This window comes from Sphingomonas sp. Sphisp66 (assembly GCF_047324325.1).
In the GTDB taxonomy this organism is placed as follows: domain Bacteria; phylum Pseudomonadota; class Alphaproteobacteria; order Sphingomonadales; family Sphingomonadaceae; genus Sphingomonas.
In genome coordinates, this window is sequence record NZ_CP168508.1 from 207,165 (window position 1) to 223,701 (window position 16,537).

A 16,537-nucleotide genomic window follows, 5' to 3' on the forward strand; every position below is an offset into this window, starting at 1 on the left:
GATGGCGCCGGCGGCTCCGTCCCCGACAGGGAAGAAGGCGGAAGTTGCGACGCGCGGTTTCGCCTTCTAAGGCCCTCAAAGCGCCGTATTGCGACCGGATTAGCCGGACGCGAACGGCTTGACTGGGGGCCGTTCATCTGGGGTACAGGGGCGGCAGGCCCTTTCGGTGCCCGCGTGTTTTAAGGAGCAGGGAATGATTCGCCGTCACATGTTCATGAGCGCGCTTGCCGCGACGGTTGCGCTGTCGGGCTGCGGTGGCGGCGACGATTCGACCGCGACGCCGACGCCGACCGCGACGCCCACCCCGACGCCGACCGCGTCGCCGACCTATGCCACCTTCCCGCTGAGCGCCCCGGCCGAGTTCAACACCTATAACGCCGCGATCAGCTATACCGGCGATCCGGCGACCAGCGCGGTCACCCTCGGCCCGGTCAGCACCGAAGCGCTGACGGCCCTGGCCCGCGTCCGCCTCGCCACCGACACGGCGATCGCCACCGGCACCTATGTGATGCGCGAGAACACCGAGGAATCGCGCTTCTGCGTGCCGACCGGCCAGACCTGCACCTCGACCCTGGTCACCGGTGCCGAGACGACCAACCCCGAGTTCATCTTCCGCACCAACGACGCGACCACCGCGGGCAAGTTCGCCCAGGTCGAGTTCCTGAACAACGTCGTGAAGGACAAGGTCACCGCCAACCCCGCGCTGGCGCTCACCCGGGTGAGCTACGCCAACTGGTGGCGCGGCGATTCGACCGCGGGCCAGAAGCGCCTCGCCTATACCGCCTGGGGCTTCTCGACCGCCTATACCGACATGCCGACCACCGGCACCGTCAACTACAGCACGCTGACCGTCACCGGCCGCCTGGTAAGCACCGTCGGTGCCACCACCGCGATCAACCAGGTCACCGGCACCGTGACCATGGCGACCAACTTCGCCACCGGCGCCGTCACCATGACGCTGACCCTGTCGACGATCCCGACGGGCGGCGGCGCGCCGGTCGCCTATGGCACCTTCACCGCCCAGGGCGCGATCCCGGTCGGCCAGAACCAGTGGACCGGCAGCTTCACCACCGGCAGCCCGCTCACCGGCACGCTGGCCGGCGGCTTCTTCGGTTCGCAGGGCGAGCAGGTCGGCACGGTCTTCTCGGCCACCGGCAGCTTCGGCGGCGCCAACCAGAGCCTGATCGGCGTGGTCGTCGGCAAGAAGTAAGCCGCACCACCCAAGCAGACAGCGAAGGGGCTCCGGTTCGCCGGGGCCCCTTTTCTTTGGGGAAAACGGCGCCCTGTGCCGTGCCGGTGCAACCGCTTCTGGCCGCCTGATGCCGGCCGCAGACGCGCGATGTCGGAAGTTCCGCCCTCAATATCGATGAAAAATATAGGAAATAACGACGCAGGCCTTCGCTCGTCGGCCGCACGATCCGAGTGAAGAACCTCGAACGATGTGACTGTCGATTGATCTGTTATGGTGATAAGACGACTCCCTCTTTGGTTAAAAGGGGTTCAGCTATGGCAAATATTGTGATGCGCGCCGCGTTGACGGGCGTCGCTCTTCTGGGGAGCGGTTTTCTATTTGCAGGTCAGGCGCAGGCGCAGGCGACGCGCACCTGGGTCTCGGGTGTCGGCGACGACGTCAACCCGTGCAGCCGCACCGCGCCGTGCAAGACCTTCGCCGGCGCCATCTCGAAGACCGCGGCGGGCGGCGAGATCAACTGCATCGATCCGGGCGGCTTCGGCACGGTGACGATCACCAAGTCGATCACCATCGATTGCACCGGGACCTTCGGCAGCACGCTGAATTCCGCGACCAACGGCTTCATCGTCAACGACAGCGCTACGGGGACGCCGGGCACCATCAAGGTCATCCTGCGCGGCCTGTCGGTCGATGGGGCGGGCACGACTCAGGGGCTGAACGGCATCCGCTTCATCTCGGGCGCCTCGCTGATCGTCGACAACGTCATCGTCCAGAACAACGGCAACGGATATGGCGTCTCGTTCCAGCCGAGCCGCCCGGCCAAGCTGTTCCTGACCAATGTGACGATCACCGGCAACGGCAACGGCACCTCGGGCGGCGGGATCTTCGTCAATCCCACCGGTGCCCTGGGCACGGGGCGTGTCGTGCTGAACGACGTCAGGATCTTCAACAATGGCGGCAGCGGCCTGCAGGTCGATACCGTCGGCAACACCGCCACCGGGGGAAGCATCGTCCTGGTCAAGGACAGCATGATCTCCTCCAATCCCATCGGCGTGCTGGTGAACACGCCCGCCGGCACCACCACTGCGGCGGTGATGATCGACAGCACGGGGATCTTCGACAACAGCAACCGCGGCATCCTCGCCGGCGGCGCCACGGCCACCGTGCGCGTCCGCAACTCGACGATCACCGGCAACAATGCCGGCCTCCAGTCCGGCACCGGCGCGGTCATCCGCAGCTATGGCAACAATGGCCTCGACGGCAATTCGGTCGACGGCGCCTTCACGGCACCGGTGCTGCCGCAGCAGTGATGGTATGCGGCGGGTGGGGCCTGGGGCTCCACCCGCTCACGGGGGGGGGGGGCCGCTGCAAAGCGACCCGCACCCCTGGCCTCACAGGTGGAAGTCGCCCGCGGCCAGCGCGATATTGCCAGTCAGCGCGATAGCGAAATCGGCGACGCCGTTGCCGTCGAGATCGCCATAGATCATCGTCCGCGTGCCCGAATATTCGTAGCGCAGCTCTCCCGCGACGCCGGTGAAGGCGCCCGCCCCGAGAAAGGCGAAGGCGTCATCGGCGCCCCCGGCGACTGCGTCGATCGCACTCAGGTCGATCCGGTCGCCTTCCGCCTGGCTGAAGTCATAGATCAGGTCGGCGGTGCTGGCCGTGAGCCCGGCGAAATCGCCCGAAGCGAAGCCGAACGTGTCGCCACCGCCACCGCCGGTCAGCTGGTCGCGCCCGGCGCCGCCGATCAGGATGTTCGCGCCCGAATTGCCCGAGAGGCTGTTGTCGAGCGCATTGCCCGTCCCGTCGAGCGCCGCGGTGCCGGTCAGGCTAAGCTGCTCGAGCTCGGCGCCGAGCGTGTAGCTGATGCTCGAATTGACCGCATCGATACCGCCACCGGCAGCTTCGACAATGACGTCACCCAGGCTGTCGACCGAATAGGTGTCGCCGCCTGCACCACCGGACATGAAGTCGTCGCCGGTGCCGCCGTTCAGGACATTGCCGGTGGCGCTGCCGATCAATATGTCGTTGCCGCCATTGCCCTCGAGCGCGGTGCTGCCCCAGGGAAGGCCGCCATAGGCATCGGCGCTGACGTCGAACACATCGTCATGGTCGGAGCCGAGCACGGTCTGGATGTGCTCGATGCTGGTGAGCGTGATGCCGCCGATCGTCGCGGTGCTGCCACCGAGCACCGCGGTGAAATCGGCCGTGACGCCCGAGGTGGCGGCGGTGAAGACGAGGCGTACCGAATCGATTCCGCTGCCGCCGTCGAGCGTGTCGTTCACCCCGCCGCCGAGCAGATCGTCGCCATCCAGGCCGTAGAGGAGATCGGCTTCGCTGTCGCCATTGCCGGTGTAGGAAAAGCCCTCGATCCAGTCGCGGCCGGCGCCGCCGATCAGCACGTCGCTGCCCGACCAGCCGTAGAGCGAGGTGCTGCTCCCGGCGAGGCTGCCGGTGGTGAACGTGTCGTTATAGGCCGAGCCATAGATGGTGCCGAGCCTCTCCATATTGGTGATCGCGGCGCCGGCGACGGTGATCGAGCCTCCGGTCCAGATCGCGCTGAAGTCTATCGTCAGCGCCGAGGTGGCGTTCTGGTAATTGCCGTTGAGCCGATCGGTGCCCGATCCGCCATCGACCAGGTCGCCGGCGCCAGCGGTGATCGTGTCGTCGCCATTCTCGCCATAGAGCCGGTCGTAGCTGTTCTCGAAGAGCGGGCCGCTGAGGATCGTGTCGTTGCCGTCCCCGCCGCGAATGAGGTCGGCACCGGCGCCGCCATCCAGCGTATCATTGCCGCCCAGGCCGTAGATCGTGTCGCCGCTGCTTGATCCGGTGATGTAATCGGTGCCGCTGGTGCCAGTATAAGTGGGCATTGTCTTCCCCTTATGCCGTGGAGCGCGAGCATCGCGCGTGCTTCGCGATGAAATAGATCGATCCAAAAGATGAATCGATGATGACGATGGCGTCGTTACCTTTGCGGAAACTATTGGATCTTGCTGATCCATGTTAAGGAAGATGGGTGTGGCCCATCGGATTGTCGTTGCATGGCTGTCTTCACGAAAGATCGCCCTGTGCTTCACGAACCGCGCGTCGTTCCCTGCCACCAGCCTCGGTTTCTCGGTGTCGACTGAACCACAAGGCCATGCTTCGCCGGATTCGGCCATGGCGCCGAAAACGTGGTTTCTCATGGCTTGGCGGCGCCGATTCCACTCGATCTCGCGGGCCCGGCCATTCTAACCTTGGCGATGATCAGGCGAATCTTCGGAAGGAAAGGGACTGCCCCACCGGCTCCCCCGCCACCCCCTCAAGGGCCGGCGCCAAGTGGAGGTCGCGCCGCGGCGATGTCCTGGCAGGGCGGCGAGTTCGAGACCGGTGGCAACCTTGCCTATGCCGGGCTCGCCCAGAGCCTGCCCATGTGGATCGAAGTCGATGGGCGGGTGCATGCCGAGACGCTGCTCGCTGCCGCTGGCGCAATCTGCGGCTATAGTGGCCAGTGTGCCGTGTTCCAGCGAGCCGCCAATGGCGAAAAGTTCGGCCAGGGCGAGCTGATGACGCTCAACGCGACCAACGGCCATCGCTATTTCGTTGGCGACGCGCTCAATACCCAGTTCTTCGGCGGTCAGGGCGATCCCAACGGCAATCTCTGGGCGCTGCTCTCCGGAACGGCGCAGGCACACGGGCTCGCGCCCGAACGCATGCCGAGCCCGGCGGAGATCTTCAGCCCGATGGCCGAGAAGCTGGGCGGGGAGGGAGAAGGCTTCCCCACGGTCGATAAAGCACACCAGCCACATCTGCCGATCGACCAGCTCCTCCGAGGAGTCTGGCCGCACGCGTTGGAATGCTTCATCGGGCGCGTCGTCAAGATCGGCGAGCGGCACTATCCGGTGCCGGTGCGGCTTTGGCCGGCGATCGCTGCCTGGGCCGCCATCGCCAATTTCGGCAAGACGCTGCAAATCCTCGATCCACGCATAGCGGTGCTGATCATCATGCAGTCGGCGGCCTTCGCCTCGAAGCTCGATCCCAACCGAGTGGTGCCGCCGCCCTCGGCCTGACCGCCTAGTCCTGCAGCCGCAGCGCCACGTCGCTCATGAACCGCGCATCGTCGCCTGCTGCCAGCCACGGCGCCTCGGCGGCGATCGCGCCGAGCATGTCGGCGAGGGGGGCCAGCTCGGCCTTGGCGTAGTTGCCCAGCACATAGCCGTGCACCCGGTCCTTGTGCCCGGGATGGCCGATGCCGATCCGCACCCGGCGGAAGTCGGGGCCGAGATGCTTGTCGGTCGAGCGCAGGCCGTTGTGCCCCGCGGTGCCGCCGCCGCGCTTCACCTTGACCTTCATCGGCACCAGGTCGAGCTCGTCATGGAACAGGGTCACGTCTTCCGGGGTCAGCTTGTAGAAGTCCATCGCCGCGCGCACCGAACGGCCGCTCTCGTTCATGAACGTACCGGGCTTGAGCAGGATCACCTTCTGCGTCCCGATCCGGCCCTCGCGGGTCCAGCCCTGGAACTGCTTCTTCTCGGGCGTGAAGCCATAGGTCTCGGCAATGGCGTCCACCGCCATGAAGCCCACATTGTGCCGGTGCATCGCATATTGCGGGCCCGGATTGCCCAGGCCGACCCACAGCTGCATCTCAATTCCTGCTCAAACGAAAATCGCCTCCGCACCTAGGGCGCGGAGGCGATTTTTTGAACCGCGAAGTTCGAGGGGGCGATTACTCGCCGGCTTCCTCGCCTTCGGCTTCGGTCTGGGTCGTGTCGCCTTCGCTCGACTTGAGCGCCGACGGAGCAACCACGGTCGCGATGGTGAAGTCGCGGTCGGTGATCGCCGAAGTCGCGCCCTTCGGCAGGGTCACTGCCGAGATGTGCAGCGAATCGCCGACTTCGAGGCCCTTGAGCGAGATGGTGATCTCGCTGGGGATCTCGGCGGCGTCGACGACCAGGTCGAGTTCGTGACGGACGACGTTCAGGACGCCGCCGCGCTTCAGGCCCGGAGCGAGCTCTTCGTCGGCGAAGACGATAGGCACGTTCACGTGCACGGTCGCGTGCTCGCTGATGCGCAGGAAGTCGGCGTGCACCGGACGATCGGTGACGGGGTCGAAAGCCACGTCCTTGGGCAGGGTGCGTTCACCATTGATCATGATGATCGAATTGAAGAAGTGCCCGGTCATCAGCAGACGATAGAGCTCGCGCTCCTCGACGTGGATGCTCTTCGGGTCCTGCTTGTTGCCGTAGATCACGGCGGGGACGCGGCCATTACGACGAAGCTCGCGGGAGGCTCCCTTGCCAACCTGCTCGCGCGTCTCGGCCGACAGCGTAAGCGTATCGCTCATGTGTCGTTCCAATCAGCTAAAGTTAGTTCGATCCGGCCAGGCCTCCAGGGATGACCCTGGCACGGAAGGCGCGCGCATAACGGGGGAAGGCGGGAAAAGCAAGGTGAGTCTACTCCCTCTCCCCGTCCGGGGAGAGGGCCGGGGAGAGGGGCAGTGTGTCTCGATCCACGGGCGCCAGCGCGCGCGGTCCAGTCCTGCCCCTCTCCCAACCCTCTCCCCGCCAGCGGAGAGAGGACATTCCGGCCCCCGAAGTTTACACCAGCTCGGGCAGCACCGCGTCCAGCTTCTCGAAGCTCTGGCTCCAGCCCTCGCGCATGCCCGAAAGCGCGGGCAGCAGCTCCTCGCTCGCCTGCAGCACCACCGTGGTCATGTGCATGTGCGTGCCGCCGCCGGGGGCGTCGGTGAATTCCATCCGGGTGCGGTGCTCGATCCCCCAGCTGCCGTCCGGCGCACCGAAGGCGCGAAGAACCATGACCAGAGTGTCCGGACGATCGACCACTTCATACTCGCCATGCACTTCATTGGTGCCGTACGCCTCGGGCCCGCGCATATCGAGGCGGATCCTGCCGCCCGGCCGCGCCTCGCTCTCGGCGAAGGGCACGTCGAAATGATGCGGACCCCACCAGCGGGCGAGATGCTCGGCCTTGGTCATGCAGTCGAACACCAGGTCGCGCGGCGCGGCAAAGGTGCGGTCGATGGTCACTTCATAGCCGACACCGAGTTCCGTCGTGGTCATTTGCTCTCTCCATTCTTCTTCTGCAGCTCATCGAGATAGGCATCGAGGTCGTCGAACTTCGCGTCCCAGAACCGGCGATATTCGGCGATCCAGTCGCTCGCCGCCTTGAGCGCCGCCGGCTCCAGCTTGGCCGGGCGCTGCTGCGCCACCCGGCTGCGCGAAATCAGCCCGGCATGCTCGAGCACCTTGAGGTGCTTGGTCACCGCCGGCCCGCTCATCGCAAAGGGCTGGGCGAGCTCGCCCACCGTGGTTTCGCCCAGCGCCAGCCGCGCCAGGATCGCGCGGCGGGTAGGGTCGGCAAGGGCGGCGAAGGTGTTGCTCAGGGCGTCCATATCTAACTCATGGGTTATTTAACCGATGAGCTATATTAAGTCCGGGACGATGTCAATCCGGCGCCACCTTTGCTCGCCTAGGGGTACGAGGCATCCACAAGCCTTACCCCGGCGAAGGCCGGGGCCCAGACTAAGCAGTGCGCGGCGAAGACGCGGCAAGGCGCGTGATTTTCAAGGCCTGGACCCCGGCCTTCGCCGGGGAAAAGCTCAGGGGAATCAGCGGCTCAGTACCGAACCCGCTCGACCTTCAGCCCCCGCCGCGCCAGCTCGGCCTGCAGGCTCTCGCTGCCGGCCAGATGCCCGGCGCCAACCGCCAGGAACACCGTGCCAGGCTGTTGCATTCGCCTGGAAATCCAGCCCGCCCAGTTGCGGTTGCGGTTGACCAGCAGCGCCTGGCTCACCTCGGGGGCGGAGGCCATGTCGGCATTGACCAGCCTGGCGAGGCCCTCGGCATCGCCCTTGCGCCAGGCAGTGACGGCCTGGTCGATCTTGCTGCCCGCCTGGGGCAGGTCGTCGATCGTCTCGATCAGCAGCTTGCGCTGGGCGGGCAGGGGCAGCGCATCGAAATAGCCGAGCTGTTGCCGCGCGGTCTCCAGCCCCTCGATCTTCTTGCCCGCGGCCTTGGCGGCGTTGGTCAGGGTCAGCTCGGCGCCCTGTTTGTCGTCATATCCCAGCTGCTTGAGCGGCATCACCGACAGCAAGGTGGCGGCCAGCCAGGGCTCGGCCCGGTCGAGCGAATCGGGCGCCATGCCATATCCGGGCAAGGCCGCGCGCATCTTCGCCGCCTCTGCGGCAGGCAGCTGCTCGGTCAGCGGCGGGCCACCGGCGGCGGTGCCCAGCTCGGCGACGATCTGCTGCATTTCGGCATCGGGCGGCAGCACCAGCTCGAGCACCAAAGTGTCGGAGGCATCGAAGGCCTTCCTGATCCCGTCGTCGAACCAGCTCAGCCCAGGCTTGAGAACATGGACGGTGCCGAACAGGTAGATGGTGGTGTCGGCGTCCTTGACCACCCACAGCGCCGGATCGGCCTTCTCGGCCGGAGCGGCAGGCTTCTGCCCGCAGCCCCAGAGGGTTAGCGCGGCGAGGGCGGGGATCAGGCGGCGGATCATCGGGCGTGCGATCATCCCCGACCGGTAGCCCCGAACCGGACCTTGATCCAGCGTCGCCATTGACCGGTTGGAGAGGAGACGCCAAAGCGCGGGGCACTATGGCAGAGCCCCTCAGCTTCCAGCGCATGATCCTCACGCTCCATGACTATTGGGCGGAGAAGGGCTGCGTGATCCTCCAGCCCTATGACATGCGCATGGGTGCGGGCACCTTCCACCCGGCGACGACGCTGCGCGCCCTCGGCCCCGAGCCGTGGAACGCCGCCTTCGTCCAGCCCTGCCGCCGCCCGACCGACGGCCGCTATGGCGAGAACCCGAACCGGCTCCAGCATTATTACCAGTATCAGGTGATCCTGAAGCCGAGCCCGCCCGACCTGCAGAACCTGTACCTGGGCTCGCTCGCGGCGATCGGCATCGACTTCACCAGGCACGATATCCGCTTCGTCGAGGACGATTGGGAATCGCCGACGCTCGGCGCCTGGGGCCTGGGCTGGGAAGTCTGGTGCGACGGCATGGAGGTGACCCAGTTCACCTATTTCCAGCAGATGGGCGGCTTCGATTGCAAGCCCGTCGCCGGTGAGCTCACCTACGGGCTCGAGCGCCTGGCGATGTACATCCAGAACAAGGACAGCGTGTACGACCTCGCCTTCAACGACCAGGGCGTGACCTACGGCGACGTGTTTCTCGAGAACGAGAAGCAGATGTCGAAGTACAATTTCGAAGTCGCCGACACCGAGACGCTGTTCGAGGGCTTCCGCAAGGCCGTGGCCGAATGCGAGAACTGCCTGAACAACAATGTGCCCATCGCCGCCTATGAGCAGGCGATCGAGGCCAGCCATCTGTTCAACCTGCTCCAGGCCCGCGGCGTGATCTCCGTCGCCGAGCGCCAGGCCTATATCGGCCGCGTGCGCGACCTGGCCAAGGGCAGCTGCGAAGCCTGGATCCAGCACATGACGCCCAGCTGGCAGGCCAAGTATCCGGAGTGGACGGTATGAGCGCGCAAGACTTCCTGCTTGAGCTCCGCTCGGAGGAAATTCCCGCCCGCATGCAGGAGAAGGCGCGCGCCGATCTGGCCGCGCTGTTCGAGGCGCGCTTGCAGGCGCTCAACCTGCCGTTCGAAAGCATCGAGAGCTACGCCACCCCGCGCCGCCTCGCGCTGATCGTCCGCGGTGTCGCCGAGATGACCGCGGCGGCGAGCGAGGAGCGCAAGGGCCCGCGCGCCGACGCCCCGGCCCAGGCGATCGAGGGCTTCCTGCGCTCGACCGGCCTGACGCGCGAGCAACTCGTCGAGCGCGACGACGGCAAGGGCAACAAGGTGTTGTTCGCGGTGATCGACCGCCCCGGCATCGTCGCCGGCTCGGTGCTCGCCAGCGCGATCAGCCATGTCATCACCGCCTTCCCCTGGCCCAAGTCGATGCGCTGGGGCGCCGCCTCGGAGACGACCGAGAGCCTGCGCTGGGTGCGCCCGCTCCAGGGCATCATCGCGCTGCTCGGCGACAAGCTGGTGCCGGTCGAAGTCGCGGGCGTGAAGAGCGCCTCGGTCACCGTCGGTCACCGCTTCCACCATCCGGGCGGGATCACGATCGGCTCGGCCGCGGATTACATCGAGAAGCTGCGCGCCTGCCATGTGATCATCGACGGTGCCGAGCGCCGCAACATCATCGCGCTGGGCGCCAAGATGGCCGCGCAGAAGGCCGGTCTGACGCTGATCGAAGATGAGGGGCTGCTCTACGAGAATGCCGGCCTCACCGAATGGCCGATGCCGCTGCTCGGCCGCTTCGACGAAGCGTTCCTCGACGTGCCGCCCGAAGTGATCCAGCTCACCGCGCGCGTGAACCAGAAGTATTTCGTCTGTCGCGATAATTCGGGCAAGCTCGCCAACGCCTTCGTCTGCGTCGCCAATATCGACGCGGCCGACGGCGGCGCGAAGATCGTCGAGGGCAACCAGAAGGTGCTGGCGGCCCGGTTGAGCGACGCGCGCTTCTTCTACGAGACCGATCTCAAGACCCGGCTCGAGGACCTCACCCCCAAGCTCGAGAAGATCGTCTTCCACGAGAAGCTGGGTACGGTGGCTGACAAGGTGGATCGCGTGGCGAAGCTGGCGCGGTGGTTGGTCGAATCCAACATCGTCACCCCGGCGAAAGCCGGGGTCTCGGGCGATGGCGCGGGAACGGAGCCGCACGAGATCCCGGCTTCCGCCGGGATGACGGAATTGGCGGACATGGCCGAGCGTGCCGCGCGCCTCGCCAAGGCCGATCTCGTCACCGGCATGGTCGGCGAGTTCCCCGAACTCCAAGGCCTGATGGGCGGCTATTACGCCGCCGTACAGGGTGAACCGGCTGCGGTCGCCGAAGCGATCCGCGACCACTACAAGCCGGTTGGCCAGGGCGACGACGTCCCCACCGCACCGGTGACGGTGGCGGTGGCGCTGGCGGACAAGCTGGACAGCATCACGTCTTTCTTCGGCGTCGATCTGAAGCCCAGCGGCTCCAAGGACCCGTTCGCGCTGCGCCGCTCGGCGCTCGGCGTGATCGCGCTGATCCTCGACAATGGCCTGCGCTTCCCGCTCACCAAGTCGGTCAGCAAGGACGTGCTCGACTTCTTCGCCGACCGCCTCAAGGTCCAGCAGAAGGAAGCCGGCGTTCGTCACGACCTGATCGACGCGGTGTTCGCGCTGGGCGGCGAGGACGATCTCGTCCGCCTGCTCGCCCGCGTCCACGCGCTCCAGTCCTTTATCACCTCGGAGGACGGCAGGAACCTGCTCGCCGGTTACAAGCGCGCCGCCAATATCCTCAAGAAGGAGAGCTGGGCGCCGGGCGAAGTCGCGGACAACGAGATCTACGAGGCCGAGCCCGCCGAGGCCGCGCTGCGCGAAGCGCTCGACGCCGCCGAACCCAAGGCCGAAGCCGCGGTCGAGGCCGAGGATTACGAGGCGGCAATGGCCGCGCTCGCCTCGCTCCGCGCGCCGATTGACACGTTCTTCGACGATGTCACCGTGGTCGATCCGGACGAGTTCAAGCGCGAGATGCGCCTGGGCCTGCTCGCCCGCATCCGCGACGCGGTGAACAACGTCGCCGACTTCTCGAAGATCGAAGGCTGATCGAACACGAGGGCGCCTCCGCGGCGCCCTCGCTTTCCCCGGCGAAGGCCGGGGCCCAGTCCTTGAAATCACGCGCGATAGCGCGTCTTCGCCGCGCACGCTTAGTCTGGGCCCCCGGCCTTCGCCGGGGAAAAGCCGGGCACGTCGGTGGATTGCCGGCATATTTGCCTGGGTCTCTACAATGATTTATCTTACGTAACCGGTGTCTTGCCGTGATTTGATCACGGCCAAGCAAAACTTGCCTTCTGACAACGTAGTCAGCGGGTTTCCCCTTGTTCGCACCTGCGGTAGGCGCCTGTCCCAAGTCGTGAGAAGGGACGTGGATGACGCAATATGTGTACCGCTTCGGCGGGAATGTGTCGGACGGGGGCAAGGGTGACAAGAACCTGCTCGGGGGCAAGGGCGCCAATCTCGATGGCATGGCCTCGATCGGCCTGCCGGTGCCTCCCGGTTTCACGATCAGCACGCCGATGTGCGCGGTCTATTACGACCAAGGCGGTATCTTCCCCGACAGCGTGAAGGCCGAAGTCGCCAACGGCATCGCCCATATCGAGGGCATCACCGGCAAGAAATTCGGCGACGCCAGTGATCCGCTGCTCGTCTCGGTCCGCTCGGGCGCGCGCGCCTCGATGCCCGGCATGATGGACACGGTGCTCAACCTCGGCCTCAATGACACCACCGTCGTCGGCCTAGCCGCGATCAGCGGCGACGAGCGCTTCGCCTGGGACAGCTATCGCCGCTTCATCCAGATGTATTCGGACGTGGTGCTCGAGCTCGATCATGGCCGCTTCGAGGAAGCGCTCGAGATCGCCAAGGAGGATCGCGGCTATAATCTCGACACCGAGCTGACCGCCAGGGACTGGCAGGCGCTGGTCGCCGAGTACAAGGCGATCGTCCAGGAGCTGTGGGGCAAGCCGTTCCCGCAGGACGTGCATGACCAGCTCTGGGGTGCGATCGGCGCGGTGTTCGGCTCCTGGCAGTCGGAGCGCGCCAAGGTCTATCGCCGGCTCAACGACATCCCCGGCGACTGGGGCACCGCAGTCAACGTCCAGGCGATGGTGTTCGGCAATATGGGCGACACCTCGGCGACCGGCGTGGCCTTCACCCGCGATCCCTCGACCGGCGAGAACGCATATTATGGCGAGTTCCTGATCAACGCGCAGGGCGAGGACGTCGTCGCCGGCATCCGCACCCCGCAATATCTCACCCTAGCCGCCCGCGAGAAGGCGGGTGCCAAGCCCGCCTCGATGGAAGAGGCGATGCCCGAAGTGTATGCGCAGCTCGCGGCGGTCTTCGAGACGCTCGAGAAGCATTACCGCGACATGCAGGACATCGAGTTCACCGTCGAACGCGGCAAGCTCTGGATGCTGCAGACCCGCTCGGGCAAGCGCACCGCCAAGGCAGCGCTCAAGATCGCGGTCGACATGGCGAGCGAGGGGCTGATCACGCAGGAGGAGGCGATCCTGCGCGTCGATCCCCAGGCGCTCGACCAGCTGCTCCACCCGACGCTCGATCCCAACGCCCCGCGCGACGTGCTGACCAAGGGCCTGCCCGCCTCGCCGGGCGCCGCATCGGGCATCGCGGTGTTCGACAGCGACACCGCCGAGAAGCGCGCGGGCAATGGCGAGGCGGTGATCCTGATCCGCGTCGAGACCTCGCCTGAGGACATCCACGGCATGCATGCCGCCAAGGGCATCCTCACCGCACGTGGTGGCATGACCAGCCACGCCGCGGTGGTCGCGCGCGGCATGGGCCGGCCCTGCGTCTCGGGCGCCGGCACGCTGGCGATCAACGCCCGCGAGAAGCTGTTCCGCGTCGGCCAGCGCGAGGTGCGTGAAGGCGACCTCGTCACGATCGACGGCGCCACCGGCGAAGTGATGCTCGGCGCGGTGCCGACGGTGCAGCCCGAGCTGGCCGGCGATTTCGGCACGCTGATGGTCTGGGCCGACGCCAAGCGCCGGCTCAAGGTGCGCACCAATGCCGAGACGCCGCTCGATTGCCGCACCGCGCGCGATTTCGGCGCCGAGGGCATCGGCCTCTGCCGCACCGAGCACATGTTCTTCGAGCCCTCGCGCGTCACTGCGGTGCGCGAGATGATCCTCGCGGCCGACGAGAAGGGCCGCCGCGTCGCGCTCGAGAAGCTGCTCCCCGAGCAGCGCAGCGATTTCGTCGAGATCTTCGAGGTGATGGCGGGGCTGCCCTGCACGATCCGCCTGCTCGATCCGCCGCTCCACGAATTCCTGCCGCACGAGGAGAGCGAGTTCGCCGAAGTCGCGGCGGCGGCCGGCCTCGATGTCGAGACGCTCAAGCGCCGCGCCGCCGAGCTGCACGAGTTCAACCCGATGCTCGGGCACCGTGGCTGCCGCCTGGGCGTGACCTATCCCGAGATCTACGAGATGCAGGCCCGCGCGATCTTCGAGGCGGCGTGCATCGTCGCGGAGAATAGCGGCGAGGCGCCGATCCCCGAGATCATGATCCCGCTGGTCGCGACGAAGCGCGAGCTCGAGCTGATGAAGGCCGTGGTCGATCGCGCCGCCCGCGACGTGTTCGATGAGCAGGACCGCACGATCGAATATCTGGTCGGCACGATGATCGAGCTGCCCCGCGCCGCGCTGCGTGCGGGCGATATCGCCGAAGCGGGCGCCTTCTTCTCCTTCGGCACTAACGACCTGACCCAGACCACGCTCGGCGTCTCGCGCGACGATGCGGCCAAGTTCCTCACCACCTATGTGGAGAAGGGAATCTACGCCAAGGATCCGTTCGTCAGCCTCGATGTCGAGGGTGTGGGCGAGCTGATCGCGATCGCCGCCGAGCGCGGACGGGCGACGCGGCCCGACATCAAGCTCGGCATCTGCGGCGAGCATGGCGGCGATCCGGCCAGCATCGACTTCTGCGAAGAGACCCGGCTCGATTACGTCTCCGCCTCGCCCTACCGCGTGCCGATCGCGCGGCTGGCGGCGGCACAGGCGGCACTGCGCCGGGCGTGATCCTCGCGGCGCTGCTGGCGGTCCAGACAGACCCGGCGGAGACCCTCCGCCAGGAGCTTGTCGCCGCCCGCAGCGCCACCGCGGTACTCCAGCGCCGCTGCACCACGCCGATCCGTGCGGAAGTGAACCGCGCGCAGAAGCCGGCCACGCCCGAGCAGCGCGCGCACCTGGATGTCGGCCCGGCCGAGCCGGTGGTCTATCGCAGCGTCGTGCTGAGATGCGGGCCGGTGTCGCTGTCGGTCGCCGAGAATTGGTACATCCCCGCACGTCTCACGCCCGAGATGAACGCGGCGCTCGCTGGCGGCACCCCCTTCGGCGCCGCGATCCGCCCGCTCGCCCCCAGCCGCCGCACCCTCGGCATCGCCACGCAGCGCGAGGATGCAACGGTGGCGCCCTATGTCGTGCGTCAGCGCGCGGTGGTGCTCGACGGGCAGGGCCGTCCGCTCTCCGAGGTGGTCGAGAACTACACGCCCGTCATGCTCTGCCTGCCGGTGCATCAGCCTTAGCACAAAAGCCGTCATCTTGACGAAAGTCGGGATCTCAGGCGATGGCGCGGGGAAGGAGCCGCACGAGATCCCGACTTTCGTCGGGATGACGGTTACAGGCGGCCCTCAGCCCTGCCCGAATTTCTCCGCATGCTCGCGCTCGTTGCCCGCGGCGAGCAGCGCGGCCTGCTCCCGCCAGCCTTGTTCGGCGATGGTCCCGGCGGACAGTTCGAGCCGTTGCTCCAGCGCCGCCTCGTCGGCCGGCGCCATCTTCTCGATCTCGCGATAGGTCTTGATGCCCAGCTCGTTGAGCCGCTTGGCGCGCGGCTCGTCGATGCCCCTGATCCGCACCAGATTGTCGCGACCCCAGCCGAACCAGCCGCGCCAGGCGGCGCCCGGCTTGTCGTCGGCGACCGGCGCGGCGGCAGGCACCTGGCTGCGCAGCGTCTTCACTTCGGCCTGAAGCGCGCGGATACGCTCCTCGGCCTCGTCGCGGTAGCGCGCGTGCTCCAGCTCCTCGTCCTGATAGCGCTCGCGCCACTTTGCCCCGCCCGAGCGGCTGGCCAGCCCCAGGAACCAGCCGGCGACCAGGGTCAGCCCCAGTGCCGCGAACTGCGTCGCGGTTTCGAACGGAAGCGCCATGACCTGCGGACCTTAGTGGGCGTGCTCGGGATGCGACGGCTCTGCCCGGGCGGGTTCCCCTGCCGGCTCGGCATGTACGGGCTCCTCTGCGACCGTCTCCACCACAACGGGTTCGGCATGCACCGGTTCCGGCGCGGCATGTGCCACCGGCTCGACGGGAACAGGCTCCGCAACTGCGACGGGCTCGGGCGCCACCGGTTCGGCGGCGGCGACCGGCTCGGCAGGCTCGGCCTCGGCATGGCTCTCCACGGCATGGGTGACCGCAGCACCGGCAACCGCGCCGGCAACGGCAGCCGCCGCGACAGTGGCGGTCGAATGGCCTTCGGGCTCGGGGGCAGGCGCCGGCGCAGCAACCGCTGCCGTGGCAACGGGGGCAGGAGCCTCGACCGCCGCCTTCAGCTTCGCATTCTCGGCTTCGAGGTCGCGGATGCGGCGGGCGGCGTCGCGCAGGTCGTTCTCGGCGCGGTCGCGATAGCCGGCATTGTCGATCTCTTCTTCCTGCAGGCGCTCACGCCATTTGCGGCCGCCGCTGTGGCTGGCGAGCCCCAGGAACCAGCCGGCGATCAGCGTCAGGCCCAGCCCGGCGAGCTGGGTGATCGTCTGGAACGGCAAATCATGCATCGAGTCGACCCTC

Annotated in this window: 15 protein-coding genes; 7 read left to right on the forward strand and 8 right to left on the reverse strand. The window is 67.0% G+C overall.

The genetic code is table 11. The features are described from left to right. Positions 1–193: 193 nt before the first annotated feature. Both ACEN8G_RS01005 and ACEN8G_RS01010 read left to right on the forward strand, forming a co-directional pair. A complete protein-coding gene (locus ACEN8G_RS01005; RefSeq protein ID WP_413417468.1) occupies positions 194–1,210 on the forward strand; it encodes a hypothetical protein in 1,017 nt (338 codons plus the stop codon). A gap of 296 nt (positions 1,211–1,506) precedes the next feature. After that, on the forward strand, positions 1,507–2,502 hold the full coding sequence (locus ACEN8G_RS01010; protein WP_413417470.1) for a hypothetical protein: 996 nt from the start codon (positions 1,507–1,509) through the stop codon (positions 2,500–2,502). Positions 2,503–2,583: 81 nt separating this feature from the next. On the opposite strand, the gene ACEN8G_RS01015 is transcribed toward ACEN8G_RS01010, so the two are convergent. Then, positions 2,584–4,062 (reverse strand): calcium-binding protein, encoded by a 1,479-nt coding sequence (locus tag ACEN8G_RS01015; protein WP_413418245.1) that lies wholly within the window; start codon positions 4,060–4,062, stop codon positions 2,584–2,586. A gap of 468 nt (positions 4,063–4,530) precedes the next feature. On the opposite strand from ACEN8G_RS01015, the gene ACEN8G_RS01020 reads away from it, so the two are divergent. Continuing rightward, positions 4,531–5,241: a hypothetical protein gene (locus tag ACEN8G_RS01020; RefSeq protein ID WP_413418247.1), complete on the forward strand. Its 711-nt coding sequence runs from the start codon at positions 4,531–4,533 to the stop codon at positions 5,239–5,241. Positions 5,242–5,245: 4 nt separating this feature from the next. On the opposite strand, the gene pth is transcribed toward ACEN8G_RS01020, so the two are convergent. The 5 genes from pth to ACEN8G_RS01045 form a co-directional block, all read right to left on the reverse strand. Then, positions 5,246–5,815, reverse strand: coding sequence for an aminoacyl-tRNA hydrolase (gene pth, locus ACEN8G_RS01025; protein WP_413418249.1), 570 nt, complete (start codon positions 5,813–5,815; stop codon positions 5,246–5,248). A gap of 82 nt (positions 5,816–5,897) precedes the next feature. After that, complete coding sequence (locus tag ACEN8G_RS01030; RefSeq protein ID WP_307119809.1) at positions 5,898–6,515, reverse strand: 50S ribosomal protein L25/general stress protein Ctc; 618 nt, start codon at positions 6,513–6,515, stop codon at positions 5,898–5,900. Positions 6,516–6,768: 253 nt separating this feature from the next. Then, positions 6,769–7,251, reverse strand: a complete 483-nt coding sequence (locus ACEN8G_RS01035) for an SRPBCC family protein (protein ID WP_413418251.1) — start codon at positions 7,249–7,251, stop codon at positions 6,769–6,771. Next, positions 7,248–7,583, reverse strand: a complete 336-nt coding sequence (locus ACEN8G_RS01040; RefSeq protein ID WP_307119811.1) for an ArsR/SmtB family transcription factor — start codon at positions 7,581–7,583, stop codon at positions 7,248–7,250. Before ACEN8G_RS01040 ends, ACEN8G_RS01035 begins: the two co-directional genes overlap by 4 nt. Before the next feature lie 224 nt (positions 7,584–7,807). Beyond that, a complete protein-coding gene (locus ACEN8G_RS01045) occupies positions 7,808–8,707 on the reverse strand; it encodes a TraB/GumN family protein (RefSeq protein ID WP_413418253.1) in 900 nt (299 codons plus the stop codon). An 83-nt stretch (positions 8,708–8,790) separates the two neighbouring features. On the opposite strand from ACEN8G_RS01045, the gene ACEN8G_RS01050 reads away from it, so the two are divergent. The 4 genes from ACEN8G_RS01050 to ACEN8G_RS01065 all read left to right on the forward strand — a co-directional run bounded on the left by ACEN8G_RS01050 (position 8,791) and on the right by ACEN8G_RS01065 (position 15,282). Continuing rightward, the gene (locus ACEN8G_RS01050) at positions 8,791–9,684 is read left to right on the forward strand and encodes a glycine--tRNA ligase subunit alpha (RefSeq protein ID WP_413418255.1); all 894 of its coding nucleotides are present in this window, start codon (positions 8,791–8,793) and stop codon (positions 9,682–9,684) included. After that, positions 9,681–11,789: a glycine--tRNA ligase subunit beta gene (gene glyS / locus ACEN8G_RS01055; protein WP_413418257.1), complete on the forward strand. Its 2,109-nt coding sequence runs from the start codon at positions 9,681–9,683 to the stop codon at positions 11,787–11,789. Before ACEN8G_RS01050 ends, glyS begins: the two co-directional genes overlap by 4 nt. A gap of 323 nt (positions 11,790–12,112) precedes the next feature. Beyond that, on the forward strand, positions 12,113–14,776 hold the full coding sequence (gene ppdK, locus ACEN8G_RS01060; RefSeq protein WP_413416100.1) for a pyruvate, phosphate dikinase: 2,664 nt from the start codon (positions 12,113–12,115) through the stop codon (positions 14,774–14,776). After that, positions 14,773–15,282: a hypothetical protein gene (locus ACEN8G_RS01065; RefSeq protein WP_413416101.1), complete on the forward strand. Its 510-nt coding sequence runs from the start codon at positions 14,773–14,775 to the stop codon at positions 15,280–15,282. Before ppdK ends, ACEN8G_RS01065 begins: the two co-directional genes overlap by 4 nt. Positions 15,283–15,387: 105 nt before the next feature. On the opposite strand, the gene ACEN8G_RS01070 is transcribed toward ACEN8G_RS01065, so the two are convergent. Both ACEN8G_RS01070 and ACEN8G_RS01075 read right to left on the reverse strand, forming a co-directional pair. Further along, on the reverse strand, positions 15,388–15,903 hold the full coding sequence (locus tag ACEN8G_RS01070) for a hypothetical protein (protein ID WP_413416102.1): 516 nt from the start codon (positions 15,901–15,903) through the stop codon (positions 15,388–15,390). A gap of 12 nt (positions 15,904–15,915) precedes the next feature. Beyond that, on the reverse strand, positions 15,916–16,524 hold the full coding sequence (locus ACEN8G_RS01075; RefSeq protein WP_413416103.1) for a hypothetical protein: 609 nt from the start codon (positions 16,522–16,524) through the stop codon (positions 15,916–15,918). Between the last annotated feature and the right edge of the window lie 13 nt (positions 16,525–16,537).